Here is a 16,943-nt window from a genome sequence, read left to right on the forward strand (position 1 = left end):
ATTTTTATGAGTAGAGAAAAATATGAAATGTGGCTTGACAGTCCATATGTTGACGATATATTAAAAGAAGAATTAAAATTAATAGAAAATGACGATCATGAAATCGAAGACAGATTTTATAGAGAATTAGAATTCGGAACCGGCGGCATGAGAGGAAAAATCGGTGCCGGATCTAACAGAATTAACATAGTTACTGTTGCAAAAGCAACACAGGGAATCAGTAATTTTTTAAAAGAAAAGTACAAAGATGAAGAAATAAGTGCAGCTATTGCATATGACTCAAGATATATGTCAAAAGAGTTTGCGGAAAAGGCGGCATGTGTATTTGCTGCGAACAATATTAACGTATATTTGTTTGAAGGTTTAAGACCTACGCCCGAGCTGTCATATGCGGTGAGACATTTTAAATGCAAGGCCGGTGTTGTAATAACGGCAAGTCACAACCCTTCAGATTACAACGGATACAAGGTTTACGACCAATACGGCGGACAAGTGGTTGAAGATGCAGACGTCATCATAAGCAGCATCGAAAAGGTTATGCTCAGGGATATAATTTGCTCTGACCTTGAAAATAACGAAAAGATTACAGTAATAGGAAACGATGTAGATACATCATACATAGATGAAATAAAGAAATTAAGCTTAAATTCTGATGTAGAAAAGGATATCAAGGTAGTTTATACGCCACTGCACGGAACCGGCAACATGTTGGTAAGAAGGGTTCTTGCAGAGCTTGGATATAAAAATATTTTTGTTGTTAAGGAGCAGGAAAATCCGGACCCCGAGTTTTCAACAGTAAAATCTCCAAATCCGGAAGAAATCAGCTCGTTTGAAATGGCAATTAAAAAGGCGCAGGAATCGGACGCGGATATTATTTTAGGAACTGACCCGGACTGTGACAGAGTCGGTCTCGTCGTAAAAAACGCAGAAGGGGACTACGAACCCCTTAACGGAAATCAGACAGGTGCGCTTCTGATAAATTACGTCCTCGGTTCGTTGAAAGAAAAAGATAAGCTTCCTCATAACGGTGCTGTTGTCAACACAATAGTAACCAGTGAAATAGGCAGAGCAATAGCGGAAAAATACAACGTGTCAACATTTAATACGTTGACAGGTTTTAAATATATAGCAGAGTTAATGCAAAACTTTGAAGAAACAAGGGACCACAGCTTTTTATTCGGGTACGAAGAAAGCTATGGATACCTGGCAGGCACATTCGTGAGAGATAAGGATGCGGTAATTGCATCTATGCTCATTTGTGAGATGTCTGCATATTATAAGACAAAAGGGAAACTACTATTAGATATACTTCAGGATATATACGAAGAACACGGATATTACATAGAAGAAACAATATCACTGAGCTTTGCAGGTCTTACAGGTCTGAATAAAATGAGAGCCATTATGGATGATTTCAGAGAAAACAAGCTCAGAATATTGGCGGGCAAGAATATACCATATTTTTATGATTATAAATTAGGTATAGTTCTAAATCTTACAAACGGAAACGTTGAAAAGTTAAATTACCCAAAATCAGACGTATTAAAATTTTTATTTGAGGACGGCTCGTGGCTGGTGCTGAGACCATCAGGAACAGAGCCGAAGCTGAAAATTTATTTTTCAATAAAGGGTGTAAACAAAATTGATTCTATGAATGTATTAAAAAGAGTAAAAGAAGAAGTGTTAAACCTAATTGACCGAGTACAGATTCACAGCTAAGAGGTTTAAATCAAAATCAGGGAGGCAGAAATATGAAAATATTAAAAAATGCCCGAAAAATAATTTTGATAATATTCGTTTCAGTGTTAGTATTAAACACATTCGTATATGCTGATTATAATCCGTCCCGCGAGGAAATAGAAAAAATGATTGATGAAGTTGCCTTGAAAAGAGGAATTCCTTCGGTTATTTTGAAATCTATAGCGAGAGTGGAGTCGGTTTATCAGCATTTTAACAAGGACGGAAGTCCGAAAATTTCAGGTACAAGTATCGGATTGATGCAGATAAACAACAAAAATGGCGGATATGATACAAACAAGCTGAAATATGACATTATGTACAATATTGAGGCAGGCGCAGACGTTCTTCTCAGCAAATGGAGCATGAGCTCATATCAGAGTGTAGCTTGTGTAGGAAATATGGATCCTAATGTGCTGGAAAACTGGTATTTTGCTCTCTGGGCATACAATGGCTGGGCACAGAGCAACAACCCTCATATGCTGTCATCATATGCAAAAAAATACACGTATCAGCAATTAATATATGACATTGCCAAGAAAGAATATGGACAAACAATAAATAACATTGATTTCTCGTATTTACCAAGTACCGGAAAACCCAGCAGATCATTAGTTGTTCCAACACCTGTTTATACAAATTCAGGAAACATTGCTCTCTATGAAAAGGGAGATTATGTTCGTATCGACGGTGTAAGAGACGTTTATCAGTTAAGAGACGTACCGTCAGGCAAATATATTTATGATGTTGCAGTTAATACATTGGCTGTAGTTGACGAAGGACCCGTATTGCAAAACGGATACTATTGGTACAAGGTAATAGTTAACGATGATAAAAGTGGCTGGATCGAAAGAAACTGGCTAACCCGTACCGGTGACACTGAGCATGGCAGGTACGTATTCGAAGACATAGCGTACCATTGGGCAAGAAAATTAATTATGGACCTTTACCATGAAGGAATCGTAAGTGAATCAGCAAATTTCTATCCTGAAAATCTGATAACTAAAGAAGAGTTTTTAATTTTAGTCAGCAAGTCATTGGATAAATTTGATGAATTTAATCAAAAAAATAATGTGGCAGAAGGTGAAAAAGTAATCGGAACTGAAGAAATCATAGGAAATGAAGGACCGACAATTTTCAAAAACGGTGAGTTACCATTTACAGACGCTCAGGACATAAATCCATGGGCAACAGAATATATTCAGCATTTAGCAAACTATGGGCTCTTAAACAATTACGAACATGAACTAAAGCCCTTAGGTACCATAACAAGAAAAGAAGCCGCATGTATAATAGATGGCATATTTACAGACAACAATGAATACAAGGATTTAGACATCCATTCTATTTTCAAGGATTTAACTTCATTGAGTGACAATGAGGTCAAAGCAATTAAAACAGCATACATCAACGGAGCCATATCAGGAAAAGGCTCGGGAAGCTTCAGTCCTGATGATTACCTCACAAGAGCCGAAGCTGCAGCCATAATGATAAAAATATTAGGAAAATATAGTACAGTTCAAAGATAGAAAAGATGGGAGGTCATTAAACTCCCATCTTTTATTCTACATTATGAAATTTTATATCGTATATCCTTTCCTGCTCATTGATATCCTTATTGTATGCCGTAGCTGACCTGTTTCTGTACAGAAGCTTTACAATTTTATAAACATCTATCCATATTTCAGCCAAGGCTTCTTTTTGTGATTCGTCGAATATGAGCTGCATGCCGAAATGAAGATGAGGAGTATTTATATTGTTTACGTCCTCGCGGGTGCTGTAACCGGTCATACCTAAGTAGCCGATAACGTCACCTGCATAGACGATATCTCCTTCCTTCAGAGATTTTACATAGGGATGCCCTTTTCTCAGATGTGCATAGTAATAATATCTCATGTTGTCAAGGCTTCTGATTCCTATTCTCCAGCCGCCGTATTGATTCCATCCCAATGCTTCTACTCTTCCTGTTTCAACAGCCACTATTGGAGTACCCACGGAGCCGATTAAGTCATTGCCGAGATGAACCCTCCTGAAGCCGTAGCTCCTTGAATTCCCGAAGTCATCGTAATGACCGTAGCTATAGCCGGCAGCTATTGGAGAAAATACCTTCAGGCCGTATTTCTTAACCCATATTTTTTTGCTGGGGTCATTTTCATCCTTGACCTGAATTTCATATGGACCGACGAAGTTACCCAATACTGCGGAATACGCTTCATAGTAGTAGTCGTAATATTTTAAATCCTTAGTTAAGCTTTCTATACTTTCTCCGTTTTTCAACTTATTTATGAGAGTATCCATGTCTTTGGATTTGTATCTGGCAAAATTACCTCCGTACCTCGTCCCCAGATACGCCAATATTTCAACCCAATTTAATTTTACCTCCTCATCTATACTGTTTATGTCTGCCTTTAATGCCTTATCCATTGCTTCGTATGACACTCTGAAATCAACCCATTTAATAAAATCATTCTCTTCTCCCGCTGAAACTAATTGTGCGGAGCTATACAGCGTATTGAAAGCAATTCCCGCTATTAAAATAACGGCGGAAAATATAAACAATGACTTAAATTTCAATTTAATAATCATAATATATCCTTTTAAAATAATGTTCTCATTTACATTTATATGATTATTTAATTTGTTATATGATTAAAAAGTATTAGTAACGGACGAACCTGTTTAATGAAATAAAATTATTTGTAAACTTCGATTAATTATGATAGTATATATTGAATTAATTTGATGTTTGAGTTACATAAGGGGAGGACGAATTGAGGTTAAAATTTTGTTCATTATACAGCGGAAGCAGCGGCAATTGCCAATACATAAAAACTGAAAATACTACAATTCTTGTTGATGCAGGCTTAAGCGGCAAAAAAATTCAGCAGGAAATAGTTAATATTGGAGAGGACCCCAAAAATATTGACGCTATTTTCGTTACCCATGAACATATCGACCACATTCAGGGAGCAGGTATAATGTCAAGGCGTCTGAATGTGCCTGTATATGCCAATGAAAAAACCTGGGAAGCAATGTTTCCGTTAATAGGTGAAATAAAATCACACAATATAAAGATTTTAGAGGAATGTCAGGAGGTCGGTGATTTAACGATAATGCCTTTTGACATATCCCACGATGCGGCTCATCCCGTGGGATACAATATATTTTACAACAGTAAAAAAATTAGCCTGGTAACTGATACCGGCTGTATAAATGAAGTAATTGTCAATCGACTGATGGATTCGGATTTAATGCTGGTTGAATCAAATCATGATGAGGATATGGTGCTCATCGGTCCGTATCCGTGGCCTTTGAAAAGGAGAGTGTTGGGAGAATTCGGTCATATGTCCAACGATACTGCCGGAAATTTAATTTCAAGGGTTGTAAAAAGAGGAAAAGAAATAGTTCTCCTAGGCCATCTGAGCAAAGAAAATAATTTTCCTCAATTGGCATATAAGACTGTGGAAAATATACTGAAGGAAAACGGAATAGATGTAAATCCCGGAATTTTTCTGGATATGACCTACAGGGATAAATCAAGCAGGGTGTATGAAATATAATCGTTGAATGACGAACAATGCCTTATTGAGGTGAAAAATATGGAAGATATAATTATGTATGCATGCAGAGAACATGTTGAAATCGCAATAGACGATTTTGTAAATGACATGGAAGCAGCGCCGCAAATAACGGTAACTGATAATGAAATTTGCAGCTATTGCAATGAAAAAGCTGAATATAGAATAGGGAAATAAACATTTTGAAAAAAATGCTTGTATTAGATATGGCTAAATGCTATAATATTTACGCTATCCTTGCTCCTATGCAAGTAGGAGCCGAAAGTCCAAAGGGAGGTGACTCAGAATGAGGAAATACGAAGGTGCTTTTATCTTACTATCTAATTTAGAGGAAGATGTAAGAAATGCAGAAATTGAAAAAGTAAAAAACATAATAACTGAAAGACAAGGTACTATAGAAAAAGTCAATGAGTGGGGTCAAAGAAGACTTGCTTATGAAATTGACAAAAAAAGAGAAGGTTACTATGTATTTATTGAATTTACTGCAGGAGCAGATGCTGTTAATGAAATAGACAGAATTTGTAAAATCAGCGACAACTTTGTTAGACACATGATCACTGTAGATGAATCAAATTAATAAAAAAAGAGGATAAGATATGAATAGTGTTGTATTAATTGGAAGATTGGCCAGAGATCCGGAGCTAAGATTCATACCTTCTTCAGGTATGGCTGTAACAAGATTGACATTAGCGGTAGACAAGGAATTATTTGGTGAAAAAAAGCAACAAGCGATAAGCCAAGGTAAACCTACAGCGGATTTTATTAACGTAACTGTTTTTGGAAAGCAGGCAGAAAACTGTGCAAACTATCTTGCAAAAGGCAGAGAATGTGCGGTTCACGGCAGAATTTCTACAGGAAGTTATACTACACAAGCAGGCGAGAAAAGATATACAACAGATATTATAGCAGATAGAGTAGAATTTATCGGAGGCGGAAAAGGTCAATCATCACCGCAAGGAAAACCCGTTCAACCGGATAGCAGCTTTTTCGGAGATTTTCCTGATGAAGACAATGACATTTTCCAACCGGTAGATGATGAAGATATCCCATTTTAGCATAAATTAGAAATCCGGGAAGGAGGAAATCAAGTGAGTTCAAGACAAGGATACGATAAAGGCGACAGGAATGACAGAATGGGTCAAAAAAGAAGACCTCGTAAAAAAGTTTGTCAATTTTGTCAGGAAAAGACTACACATATAGATTATAAGGACCTTGGAAGGTTAAAAAAATATACGACTGAAAGAGGTAAAATATTACCGAGAAGAATTACGGGTGCTTGTGCTAAGCATCAAAGAATGGTAACAAGAGCTATAAAGAGAGCAAGAACTATTGCTTTACTTCCATACGTAGCAGACTAATAACTATAATTAAAATAAGGATTTGTGCAATTGCACAAATCCTTTCTTTAATTGCACCCGGTGCATCCGCCGCATCCTCCGCCGCTTTTGCATCCTCCGTTGTCGCCTGTTGATGCAGGTTGCACTATGGGCTTCAGCCCTACTCCCTGACCGCCATTTTCTTCGTTTGAAACTATTATGAAGCCGCCAAATTCCTTATTTACCGCTTTATTGACTATAAAATTTACTTCATTAATTGTGTCAACGTCATCATCTTCTGTCGCTTCTCCCGGATAAACTCCAAAGATTGGACCGTTGCAGCCATATCTATCCAAATCAATTCTTATATTATATGATTCAACATTAGCTTCATCCAGCAGTTCCTTGAATTCTTTATAAGCTGTTTCGTTTATAAAAATCATTACATTATCCTTTCATAATTTAATTTTTATAAACTAATAATATCATATTGTCATCCTGAGCGCAATCGAAAGATGCTCTAAACCCACTTCTCAGAGTCTTTTTTGATCTTACTTCTTATTTCATGCTGACAATTTCAATCCCGGTATAATAATGCTTCAGGATTTCTGTATAATCATAGCCCTCATCAGCCATCCCCTCTGCGCCCCATTGACTCATGCCCACACCGTGACCGTATCCTGTGGTTACAATTTCTATTTCATTGCCTGATTGTATGAAATTAAAATTGGTTGAGTTTAAATTGAAAAGGGATCTTATTTCGCGCCCCGATACTTCTCTGTCATCGATATAGATTGTTTTAATTTTACCGCCTTCGCTTACTTCTCCAAGTATAATTTTTTCACCTAAGTTATTTCTTGAAATATTTAAATCACCGTATACGGATTTTATCTTACTGATAAAATCGTCAACATTCAGCTTGATTGAACCATGCATTCGCGGTGCTTCATCTTCGTAAGGGCTTTCGACACTCCTTAAGTACGGAACAGGTGCCGAAAAAACATCCTCAGAATTTTCGGTTCTTCCTCCGCTGGTAGAATGAAATAACGGCTCAATAATCTTGTTATCATAGGTCAGTATCTGTCCTTTTGTAGATGTAACAGCACTTTCTATTTTGCCCCAATACTGTTCATACCAGCCTTCGTCATGTAAAGCGATTAAATCATCCCTTGAATGCCACGCCTGACAATGTATATCAGTGCAAACAGGTGCACCTGGATGGTCGGGATGACCGTTCGGGTATTTTTTTAATCTGTATAATAGGTATGTCCTTGCTGAAACCGCTTGAGCTTTAAGGGCTTCGGAGCTGAACTCTGCAGGCATTTCGGAAGCGACTACACCTTTTATATATTCTTCAAAATCTATGACCATAATTTCTTTGGTCTTTGTATTATAGACTTTTATAAGCTCCGGTTCTTCAATACTTGATTTTTTTAATAACTCTTCGTTTTTTTTGCTTATATTTTTGCTATTATCATAAATCTTATCCTCTGCCTCAGTTGATGCATTATTTACATTCATTTTACTTTCCAAAAAACTCAGTGATAAATTTGGAATAGCTAAAAGCATTATAAATATAAGTAATGCATAAATCAGACGGTTTAACAAAAAAATCAACCCCTTCATCGTAAGTTTACTATCATACTATGAATTAATTAAATTTTTTAGAACAATTTTGTATTAAATAAAAAAAATGGGACACACTATTTTCAGATAATAAAGAAGCATGTAACGGAGGTTTATATGAAAAACAGATTTAAAAATGCAAGAACAAAAATGAAAAATTTCTTTATTAGATTAAAACACAAGGACACAAGTTTTTTTATCATTGCCCTTTGCATTGTTTTACTATCAACAGCAATCGTATGGAGATATACTTCAAATTCCGGTAAGGAAAATAACGTGGCAGACAATAGGAACGAAGATGAAAACATCGGAGTTAATCTTGACCCTGTCGAGGAAGAAAATAGAAGTATAATGGAAGGATACGAGAATGCTAAAGATGAAGAAGACGAGAAAGACAGTGAGAATTCTGATAATCTCAATACGATGAAATTGCCGCTGGATGGGGAAATTATCAGAGAGTTTACAATGGATGACCTAATTTATTATGAAGCAATCGGAGAATGGAGAGTACATAGAGGAGTGGATATTAAGCCTAATGATACGTTGATGATTGAATCTGCACTGGCAGGCACCGTAGAATCGGTCAACACATCAGAAATAATGGGCACGGAAATAATTATAGACCATGGAAACAACATTAAAACAGTTTACAGCAATTTAGTAACAGCTTCTGTAAAAGTGGGAGAGCAGGTGCAGCAGGGACATGTGATAGGAAATGTAGGTAAAATAGCAAGCATTGAATCAGCAGACGGAGCACACTTGCATTTTGAGTTACTTGTAGACGGTAAAAATGTTAATCCATTGGACTATATTAAATAGCACAATAAGGTTCTAATAGGACAAAGAAATGCATAAAAATGTAAATAAGACGGTATAGCCAAAGGGGGTTAATAATGAAAGATTACATAGAACGGAGAGCCATGGAGATTGCGGAATATATTATAAGTACTGAATCTACCGTGAGGCAGACGGCGAAAAAGTTCGGCGTGAGCAAAAGCACTGTCCATAAGGATGTAACAGAACGTCTTCCCAAACTGAACCCTCCAGCTGCAAGCGAAGTAAAAAAAGTTTTGCTGAAAAACAAGTCTGAAAGGCATATCAGAGGAGGAAAAGCAACTCGCTTAAAATATAAAGAAGCACATGAGCACGACAAAGTTAGCAATATGTAATTAACCACTTGATGAAAGACACTGACTGTAATGGTTGGTGTCTTTTGTGTTTCTTGAGTAAAATATAAAATTGCTTTATACGGCATAAAAAAAATTTGCAGCCCTGCTTGATTCTATTCGTAATTGCGTATAAAATATAGTTGATTAAATTTATTGCAAAGTCGGTGAAATTATTTATGGAACATATGGAGTATATTACTGTAGGGGAAGCGGCAGCAAAATGGAATATATCCTTGCGAAGGGTACAGAAGCTTTGTGAGCAGGAGCGCATTCTCGGAGCCAGGAAGCTTGGAAGAGCCTGGATGCTTCCTGCCGGCACAGAAAAACCCACAGACCCGCGCAGGGGGAAAAAATGCGCTCAAAATACCCTGTCTTCCGAATTGGCACATGTAGTCTCAATGACCAATGCACCGATGCCTATGCACAACGCAGAAGCGATTCTGGATACTGTAAAGGAGGATTGTGCAAGGCTTCAATACGAGGCGGAGTTTGCCTATTTTCGAGGGGATTTTCAGCAGTCGATGGACTACTTTCATAGTATAAAGGGCAACGATGCCGTAAAGCTTCGTGCCAGCATCGTAGCAGTTGCTGCCGTTATCAGCTTGGGAGATTATCATACATACATGGAAATAGAAGCGTATCTTAAGGATAAAATAATAGGTGGCGGTGATGTAGCTGTTTTCGCTGAGCTTTCCCTTGCAGCCGCATCAGTTAGCTGTATAGTACCTAATCTTGCCCCTGAGTGGCTGAGGGAAGGAAATTTCGACGATGTACCCATGCAGTTTCGTTATTATGCTCTTTATCTCAGGGCAAAATATTTGCAATGTATAGGCAAGTATGAAGCAATGCTTTCTGTGGCACAGACTGCATTGACTCTTGATGAGCCTGAGAATACCTTTACGTTCACAGGCATATATCTTCGGTTGTGTTGTGCAACGGCTTGTCATGCGCTGGAACAGGAGGACAAGGCAAAGAGATTTTTGCTTGAGGCAATGGGAATAGCTCTGCCTCACGGCTTCATTACACCATTTGCGGAGAACTTGACTGCTCTCGGAGGTTTGATGGAAAAGTGCATCTTAAAGGAGTTTCCTAATCAGTATGATGTTATAATCAGACAATGGATGCGAACATTTCAAAACTGGATTATTTTCCATAACCACTTTACGAAGGATAACCTTACGCTTGTATTATCCTTGAGGGAATACCATATCGCACAGATGGTGGCGCGTCGCATTCCATATGCGAAGATTGCTGAGCAGCAATGTATTTCAGTGGGGAGGGTTAAGAATATTATGCTTGAGGTGTACGAAAAGCTCTTCATTTCAGGAAGAGAAGAGCTTGTCAAATATGTTTTCTGATTAAAAAAAAGTGACTTTTTTAGACCTGTCAGTTACTACCATAAAAAGGAATTTACCCCTATAATAGTATTGAAAACTATAATAGGGGTTTTTTATGCCCTTTTACGAAAGGAGCAAACAATGAAACAAAAATTTATGTTCAGGAGGGTAATGGCGGCAGTTATGACTGTGGTTATGTTTTTTACCCTGTTCCCTGCTTCCGCATTTGCCTATGTGGGAGCAATGAGAAGGGATGTAGGCGGAATTGCTGTGGGAAGTAAGGACGGTTATTATTATCTCCAAAATTCTTACATAGGATTTTATATCAGACTGCAGGACGGTAATATGATTACTGTTCCTTCTCAAAAGACATTGGAGGATGTTAAAAAAATGGGGGCAACGGAAACCTACTCCTTTTATGCCCAGACATTTACGGGAGGAGAAATTGATCCGATAAAGACGGATGTGAGCCAACCCATATATCCTCGCAGCAAAGGAGCGACTATCATACAGGATGCAGAAAATCCCAAGCTATCGCAGAATTTTTTGTTTGATAACGGAACAAGGATTGACATCACATATGAGCTTGTAAGGCTTGACAAGGGAGCGCAGACAGGAAACAACGGGAAGATAATAGAATATGATGACTCTGATTCGGGAAGAACCTGGGGAGTGCTTGCCCAGGTGAAAATCAGCAACGCTCCCAAAAACACAAGCATACGCGTGATAACCCGTCATAACGGCTTTGGCAGTGTCGGACACAATATTGCGGGAAGCCCCCGTATGGGCTTCTATACGCATACCTATGACTATCCTAGTGATAAAACTACCAGAACACATTATTCGTCTTTGTTGTATCCCACAAGCGATGCAATTAAACCTGTTCAGGGTGAGCGCTACATTAGCGAGGTGTATACGGATTCCTTTTCCTATGCCAATCAGTTTGTAGCTCTCGGAGGTTATGTAAACATTATGGGAGAAGCGTGGGACGGTCATGGAAATTGGATACCAACCTTGCATTCCGGCATACGGGGACATTTGCACAGCGGTATCAGAGGATATGCTCATTCGTTTCATTACTCTCCGGTTAATTCCACAGTGAGCGTTAATCACGATTTTGGTTTTGATGAATCATCCTGGGCACTCTGGGGCTTCCGCGATTTGTATGAGTTCGGAGCCACAAATATTCCACCGGACCCCGCAACTATTCCTACCAATGCGGCCTGCCTCGGAATAGTCAAAAACGCAAATGCATTTTCGGCTCAGCCCGGGGAAAATGAGACGGAATTGAAAACTCGTTACGGCAGCAATTTGGTTGCGGTTTTCCGGGGTACCTTTGAGCAGTCCTCCGGCAATTTTGTTTTTAAAAATGGTGCGGTTCAGCTGTCACCTTCGCTGACTGCCACATGGGATGGGAGCGGAGAGTTCATCGTGGCATCAAACGGGTCGGTAACAGCAAAAAATGTTCATCTTTCCACACCTACGTTTAAATGCTACAAGCCTAATACGGCTCCCGACAGCAGCCTCAAATTTTCATATACTGACGGCAAGCTTAAAATAGAAATGGAGCCGGATAAAAATGCCGCAATTATTCACATCGATATACCCGGAGCCAGGTGCAGGCTGGAAAGCGTCACGGCAGATATGCTGGGAAATCTGATTTTTACCGGGGATATGGGTATATCCACACCGTTTATTGACGCTGCCAAAATAGAAATGAAGCGTTTAGGCATGGGAACAAAAAACAGTGCCTTCGTGATTAACGGGGTGGAAGCATCCGGCAGCATTGACACGGAAAAGCTCATGGGGCTTGAGATAGGCAGTGCTTCCGCTGAAATCAACACCTTTGAAGGTGAGGAACGTTATGCATTTGAGCTTGAGGTAAATGTGTTTGATTTGTTTGAGGCGGAGGGTGAGCTGGAGCTTACACGCATTTATACGGGAGCACTTATTCCAAACACACTAATACTTGGTGCGTCATCCGAGGTGGGTGTACCCCTTGTACCTCCGATTGTGGTCGGAGAGTTCAACGGTTTAAGGGGAGGCTTCAAGGACCTGGCAAAGACAATAAACGGTGATTATTCGGCAATTCCGCCCTTGAGACTTACGGTGGGGGCAAAAGGGAGCGTGCTGGAAATTATCGAGGGTTGGTATGACATCACCGTGGGAGCAGGATATTACGAGGCAAAGCTTTCGGATGGGAAAATTTTTGAAATGGAAATTATTGATGAATACAGCTGGTACGTGGGTCTCGGAGGGGATGTTCGCAAATACAGTAATAAAGAGTACAAAGGTCTTTCGGTAAACGGAGGCATGAAGCTGGATGTTGCGATTACCAAGGATAAGCCCTTCATTAGGGCCGGTGGTGCGATTAATGCATCGGCATTTTCAGGTATAAGCAATGACGGTAAAAATATGTATGTAATGCTCGGTGCGGACGGTAAAATTTATGGAATGGTGCAGATTCCGGAAGAAGCATGGGCTTTGGGAGATATGACTCTTATGAGCGCGCAAATAGACCTTGCCTTGGGAGGGCAGACTGAATTTTCAATTGCCAACACGACCGTAGAGGAAGCGGCTAAAAATGCATTCCGCAATATTTCGGGATATGGCGGGGTTGCGTATACAGGAACTTTCGTGGGGCTTCCTTTCCGTATTTATTATATATTCCAGGATAAAAATGTGGGAATTAAGGTGGGAGCATGGTGGGAAAAATTTGAACCCTTTAATCCCGGTCCTTACAAACAAGCGCTGCTGAATGAAAGCACCGGAGAGCAGACGGGAATTCTTGTAATGAATGACAACTTTGTTCTGCTTGCTTCAAGCCGTCCGGATATCATGGGAATTTCCGGCAGCACAACTCCTTCGGGTATAACTGCCAAAAGTGCATATGCTTCGGGAATTACGGGTGTTGATATAAATGAGATAGGCACAACGGGTAAAAAGTATGAGGTTGAAATCTCGGACAGCGTTGACCCTAATCTGCTTGCGGTTTCCTTGATATTGAAGAATGGTTCGGGTGCAACTTCCGAGGAGCTTTTTGAAGATATAAAAAATAAAATAACGAATCCCGATTACACAACATTTTCTGCAATCCGTGCAAAATTTAACAGCGACGGTGAGATAACCAATGAGGGTACGGCAAATACCTTCTTAGGAGAAAATTATGTAACGGTCAAGCTGCCGGTGGGAGGAACATGGACTTTTGATTCATCGGGAGAGCCCTTTGATATTGTCTGCTATTATGCGAGCCCTTACGCATCTCTTGACAACATGAGTATCAACGCTGACGGGAAAATGACCGGGCAGGTAGAGGATATGGACAGCAGCGCATCATACATTCTCAGAACATATTTAGGAGATGAAAAGGGTGCTACGGATTATCTGTTATCTCAGAGTGATGTTCCGGTAAATGGCGAAATAAACGAAAGTATTCCGCTTATCGGTGGTGCGGTTCCGACGGGAAGCTACTATGTAACCACGGTGCTGCTGGAGGAAATTAATGATGACTTTGACGGGAACAAAGCTGTTGATGAGGATGAAATTGCTTTCATCAGGACACATGCTTATGAATTTGATAATATGGTTGACTATAACAACGACATTCAGCCAAAGAAGCCCTTAAATGTAGGACTCAAATCCATAGGCAGCGAGGTAATGCGCGCAAGCTGGAAGAAGCCTGCAGGTGATCCAGTGGACGGCTACTACATCAGGCTGTATCAGAAAGACGGAAGCAAATGGATTTCAACAGGAGCAAATTATCTGCTGAAGTCAGATGATCTTGATGAAAATGCAGGCGGTGAATACACCCTTGATATGGCTGTCACCGCAGGCAACGGCGATGATACCTTATCTCCTCTCGAAGCGGATAAGGACTATAAAATCGGTATAACGGCCTTCAAATACATTGACGGCAATTTCCCTGTGGAAAGTGAGGAAGCAGAAAGCTTTGAATGTCGTCTTCCCAAGGCTGTTTTCCCAAAGCTTACTTACCTGCCTGAACCCTTCGTGGAAAGTGAAAACTCTATGAAGCTCTTTTATATTAACGGCAGCAGCTTATTACAAATAAACTCCTTTGTAAACGGAAACTGGACTCCGACGCGTATGGTTGTTGCACGCATGGATACGGATGCTGTCATAGCCGAAACGGATGGTGTGGATGATATGAGCCCGATGCTTTCCTTCTATACTCCAGAAGACTTTGAAGGTGCACTCAATCTTATGGTTACGGCGACAAGCGCACAGGGAGATATTACGGTGGATTATATCGGACTGAGGCTCGACGATGTACCGCCGATGATTACGCTGGACAGTGATTCCTTTGTTGCAAACTATAATACAGGTGAGTTCAGTATTACGGGAGCAACAGAATCAAATGCCGCAGTGGTACTGGCAACACCGGTTATCACTGCGGACGGAACAAACGGTGTAAGTATCGACAACCTCAGCAATGATCAGATAAAAGCAGATGAGAATGGAGCATTTACTCTGAAGGGGCATCTGAATCCGGCATCAAACAACTTTACGGCGGCAGACAGTGGGGTTATTATACTTCAGGCAAAGGATGCCGCAGGCAATGCTTCCGAAGCAGCTTCCGCACAGATAGTGCGGGGAGGAAAATCACAGGGTTCCGGACCGACGGGAGCGGCAGCACCTGCTGTATCAGGCATTGTAATTGCACCTGAGGAAAGTCCGGTACATCCCGTGACTGTAGTTATTCCTGTTGAAAATAAAAATATAGAGGATAAGGATATCTCGGATGCAATTGCAAAGGCACAGTTATATGCAAAAGAGCATGGCAAGACCGCAAACGGTATTTCTGTGGTACTGGATATGGGAGATTTAATGTCGGTGACATTGAGCAGAACAGCTTTAAACAGTCTTGTCAGTGCGGGAGTAACCGAGCTTGCAATAAACGGCACGAATGTTTCTCTCGGACTTGACCTGAAAGCACTGAAGGAAATTCTGAATCAGAGCTCGGGAGATGTAACTATAACAATTGCTCCGGCTACAGGGCTTTCCGAACAGGCACAGTCACTTATTGGTAATCGACCTGTGTACAATGTAACCATAAGCTATTTCAGTGACCGAAAAATTGTAAATGTCAGTAGTCTTGGCAACGGAACAGCCACTCTTTCCATACATTATACACCAGGCGAAAATGAAGCTGTGGGTTATCTGTTCGGCGTATATGTGGATGAAGAGGGTAATGTAAGCCGCATACCCGGTTCAACTTATGATAACGACAGCAGGTGCCTGATTATTACTACAGACCACTTATCATTATACGGTGTGGGCTATACAAAGCCAAGTGCAAAATTTACTGACATCGGCAGTCATTGGGCTGAGGAATATATTGATTATGCAGTCGGGCGCGGACTTCTCTCCGGCACTTCGGATACTTTTTTTGCACCGGAAACCGCAATGACGCGTGGAATGCTGGTTACTGTACTCGGAAGGACGGTCAGCGTTGATGACGATGAATACACTGCAAGCAGCTTCACCGATGTGCCGGCGGACAAATATTATATGCCGTATGTGGAATGGGCATATAAAAATGACATTGTCAGGGGTACAGGTAATCAGCAATTTGCACCGGACAGGGCCGTTACGCGTGAGGAAATAGCGGTCATATTTGCAAACTATGCCAAAGCTGTAGGCTACAGGCTGCCGATGGTACGCGAAGTTATTGCATATGCGGATGACAGCAGCATAGGCATTGTCTATAAAGACGCTATTACAGAAATGCAGCAATCGGGTGTTATGACGGGAGATAACAGAAATATGTTTAACCCCAAGTCAAGCGCAACACGTGCTGAAGTTTCTGTCATGCTTTACCGATATATCAAGCTGACCATTAATCCTGCAACAGCACAGGGTTGGACACTGAATGATGCCGGACAGTATTACTACTACAGAGATGGAAAGGCTTTATCCGGCTGGCATGACATTGATGGTGCGAGGTATTTCTTCAATGATGATTATACCTTAAAAACCGGCTGGGTTAAGGACGGAGAAGTCTGGAGATATTATTTCGACAATCAGATACTCACGGGCTGGCAGGATATCGGAGATAAATGGTATTATTTTTATGATGATGGTTCCCTTGCAAGAAATGCCACCATCGATGGCTACAATTTGGACGAAAACGGTGTGAGAAAAACAAAGTAAGATTTTAAA

14 protein-coding genes are annotated in these 16,943 nt (G+C 40.3%); 11 read left to right on the forward strand and 3 right to left on the reverse strand.

Annotated elements, in window-relative coordinates; translation table 11 throughout:
* The first annotated feature begins 6 nt into the window (after positions 1 to 6).
* Both HZF24_RS03440 and HZF24_RS03445 read left to right on the forward strand, forming a co-directional pair.
* The gene (locus HZF24_RS03440) at positions 7 to 1,719 is read left to right on the forward strand and encodes a phospho-sugar mutase (RefSeq protein WP_179236875.1); all 1,713 of its coding nucleotides are present in this window, start codon (positions 7 to 9) and stop codon (positions 1,717 to 1,719) included.
* 32 nt (positions 1,720 to 1,751) lie between these two features.
* Positions 1,752 to 3,266, forward strand: coding sequence for an S-layer homology domain-containing protein (locus HZF24_RS03445; RefSeq protein WP_179236876.1), 1,515 nt, complete (start codon positions 1,752 to 1,754; stop codon positions 3,264 to 3,266).
* A 31-nt stretch (positions 3,267 to 3,297) separates the two neighbouring features.
* Here HZF24_RS03445 and HZF24_RS03450 read toward each other — a convergent pair whose 3' ends face one another.
* Positions 3,298 to 4,323 carry a M23 family metallopeptidase gene (locus HZF24_RS03450; RefSeq protein WP_179236877.1) on the reverse strand — a complete coding sequence of 342 codons (1,026 nt, stop codon included), beginning with the start codon at positions 4,321 to 4,323 and terminating at the stop codon, positions 3,298 to 3,300.
* A 185-nt stretch (positions 4,324 to 4,508) separates the two neighbouring features.
* On the opposite strand from HZF24_RS03450, the gene HZF24_RS03455 reads away from it, so the two are divergent.
* The 5 genes from HZF24_RS03455 to rpsR all read left to right on the forward strand — a co-directional run bounded on the left by HZF24_RS03455 (position 4,509) and on the right by rpsR (position 6,673).
* Positions 4,509 to 5,297: an MBL fold metallo-hydrolase gene (locus HZF24_RS03455; protein WP_179236878.1), complete on the forward strand. Its 789-nt coding sequence runs from the start codon at positions 4,509 to 4,511 to the stop codon at positions 5,295 to 5,297.
* Positions 5,298 to 5,336: 39 nt separating this feature from the next.
* Positions 5,337 to 5,492, forward strand: a complete 156-nt coding sequence (locus HZF24_RS03460) for a CxxH/CxxC protein (protein ID WP_179236879.1) — start codon at positions 5,337 to 5,339, stop codon at positions 5,490 to 5,492.
* Positions 5,493 to 5,601: 109 nt separating this feature from the next.
* Positions 5,602 to 5,892: a 30S ribosomal protein S6 gene (gene rpsF, locus HZF24_RS03465; RefSeq protein WP_179236880.1), complete on the forward strand. Its 291-nt coding sequence runs from the start codon at positions 5,602 to 5,604 to the stop codon at positions 5,890 to 5,892.
* A gap of 19 nt (positions 5,893 to 5,911) precedes the next feature.
* Positions 5,912 to 6,370 (forward strand): single-stranded DNA-binding protein, encoded by a 459-nt coding sequence (locus HZF24_RS03470; protein ID WP_179236881.1) that lies wholly within the window; start codon positions 5,912 to 5,914, stop codon positions 6,368 to 6,370.
* A 78-nt stretch (positions 6,371 to 6,448) separates the two neighbouring features.
* The gene (gene rpsR, locus HZF24_RS03475; RefSeq protein WP_179237141.1) at positions 6,449 to 6,673 is read left to right on the forward strand and encodes a 30S ribosomal protein S18; all 225 of its coding nucleotides are present in this window, start codon (positions 6,449 to 6,451) and stop codon (positions 6,671 to 6,673) included.
* A 47-nt stretch (positions 6,674 to 6,720) separates the two neighbouring features.
* On the opposite strand, the gene HZF24_RS03480 is transcribed toward rpsR, so the two are convergent.
* Together HZF24_RS03480 and spoIID are read right to left on the reverse strand one after the other, a co-directional pair.
* The gene (locus HZF24_RS03480; RefSeq protein WP_179236882.1) at positions 6,721 to 7,074 is read right to left on the reverse strand and encodes a HesB-like protein; all 354 of its coding nucleotides are present in this window, start codon (positions 7,072 to 7,074) and stop codon (positions 6,721 to 6,723) included.
* A gap of 115 nt (positions 7,075 to 7,189) precedes the next feature.
* Positions 7,190 to 8,257: a stage II sporulation protein D gene (spoIID, locus tag HZF24_RS03485; RefSeq protein WP_179236883.1), complete on the reverse strand. Its 1,068-nt coding sequence runs from the start codon at positions 8,255 to 8,257 to the stop codon at positions 7,190 to 7,192.
* A 117-nt stretch (positions 8,258 to 8,374) separates the two neighbouring features.
* Here spoIID and HZF24_RS03490 point away from each other — a divergent pair, with 117 nt between their 5' ends.
* The 4 genes from HZF24_RS03490 (at position 8,375) to HZF24_RS03505 (ending at position 16,934) form a co-directional block, all read left to right on the forward strand.
* Entirely contained in the window at positions 8,375 to 9,076 is a 702-nt protein-coding gene (locus tag HZF24_RS03490) for a M23 family metallopeptidase (RefSeq protein WP_179236884.1), read from the forward strand.
* 74 nt (positions 9,077 to 9,150) lie between these two features.
* Positions 9,151 to 9,426 (forward strand): sporulation transcriptional regulator SpoIIID, encoded by a 276-nt coding sequence (gene spoIIID / locus HZF24_RS03495; protein WP_179236885.1) that lies wholly within the window; start codon positions 9,151 to 9,153, stop codon positions 9,424 to 9,426.
* Positions 9,427 to 9,611: 185 nt separating this feature from the next.
* A complete protein-coding gene (locus HZF24_RS19325; RefSeq protein ID WP_322790712.1) occupies positions 9,612 to 10,784 on the forward strand; it encodes a hypothetical protein in 1,173 nt (390 codons plus the stop codon).
* A 120-nt stretch (positions 10,785 to 10,904) separates the two neighbouring features.
* The gene (locus tag HZF24_RS03505) at positions 10,905 to 16,934 is read left to right on the forward strand and encodes an S-layer homology domain-containing protein (RefSeq protein ID WP_179236886.1); all 6,030 of its coding nucleotides are present in this window, start codon (positions 10,905 to 10,907) and stop codon (positions 16,932 to 16,934) included.
* Positions 16,935 to 16,943 lie beyond the last annotated feature (9 nt).

Source organism: Sedimentibacter hydroxybenzoicus DSM 7310 (assembly GCF_013403245.1).
Taxonomy (GTDB): Bacteria; Bacillota; Clostridia; order Tissierellales; family Sedimentibacteraceae; genus Sedimentibacter; species Sedimentibacter hydroxybenzoicus.

What these genes read in the sequence shown, in the direction of transcription:
- HZF24_RS03440 (WP_179236875.1), top strand. Translation starts at nt 7, where the DNA reads ATGAGTAGAGAAAAATATGAAATGTGGCTTGACAGTCCATATGTTGAC.
- HZF24_RS03445 (WP_179236876.1), top strand. Translation starts at nt 1,752, where the DNA reads ATGAAAATATTAAAAAATGCCCGAAAAATAATTTTGATAATATTCGTT.
- HZF24_RS03450 (WP_179236877.1), bottom strand. Translation starts at nt 4,323, where the DNA reads ATGATTATTAAATTGAAATTTAAGTCATTGTTTATATTTTCCGCCGTT.
- HZF24_RS03460 (WP_179236879.1), top strand. Translation starts at nt 5,337, where the DNA reads ATGGAAGATATAATTATGTATGCATGCAGAGAACATGTTGAAATCGCA.
- rpsF (WP_179236880.1), top strand. Translation starts at nt 5,602, where the DNA reads ATGAGGAAATACGAAGGTGCTTTTATCTTACTATCTAATTTAGAGGAA.
- HZF24_RS03470 (WP_179236881.1), top strand. Translation starts at nt 5,912, where the DNA reads ATGAATAGTGTTGTATTAATTGGAAGATTGGCCAGAGATCCGGAGCTA.
- rpsR (WP_179237141.1), top strand. Translation starts at nt 6,449, where the DNA reads ATGGGTCAAAAAAGAAGACCTCGTAAAAAAGTTTGTCAATTTTGTCAG.
- HZF24_RS03480 (WP_179236882.1), bottom strand. Translation starts at nt 7,074, where the DNA reads ATGATTTTTATAAACGAAACAGCTTATAAAGAATTCAAGGAACTGCTG.
- spoIID (WP_179236883.1), bottom strand. Translation starts at nt 8,257, where the DNA reads ATGAAGGGGTTGATTTTTTTGTTAAACCGTCTGATTTATGCATTACTT.
- HZF24_RS03490 (WP_179236884.1), top strand. Translation starts at nt 8,375, where the DNA reads ATGAAAAACAGATTTAAAAATGCAAGAACAAAAATGAAAAATTTCTTT.
- spoIIID (WP_179236885.1), top strand. Translation starts at nt 9,151, where the DNA reads ATGAAAGATTACATAGAACGGAGAGCCATGGAGATTGCGGAATATATT.
- HZF24_RS19325 (WP_322790712.1), top strand. Translation starts at nt 9,612, where the DNA reads ATGGAGTATATTACTGTAGGGGAAGCGGCAGCAAAATGGAATATATCC.
- HZF24_RS03505 (WP_179236886.1), top strand. Translation starts at nt 10,905, where the DNA reads ATGAAACAAAAATTTATGTTCAGGAGGGTAATGGCGGCAGTTATGACT.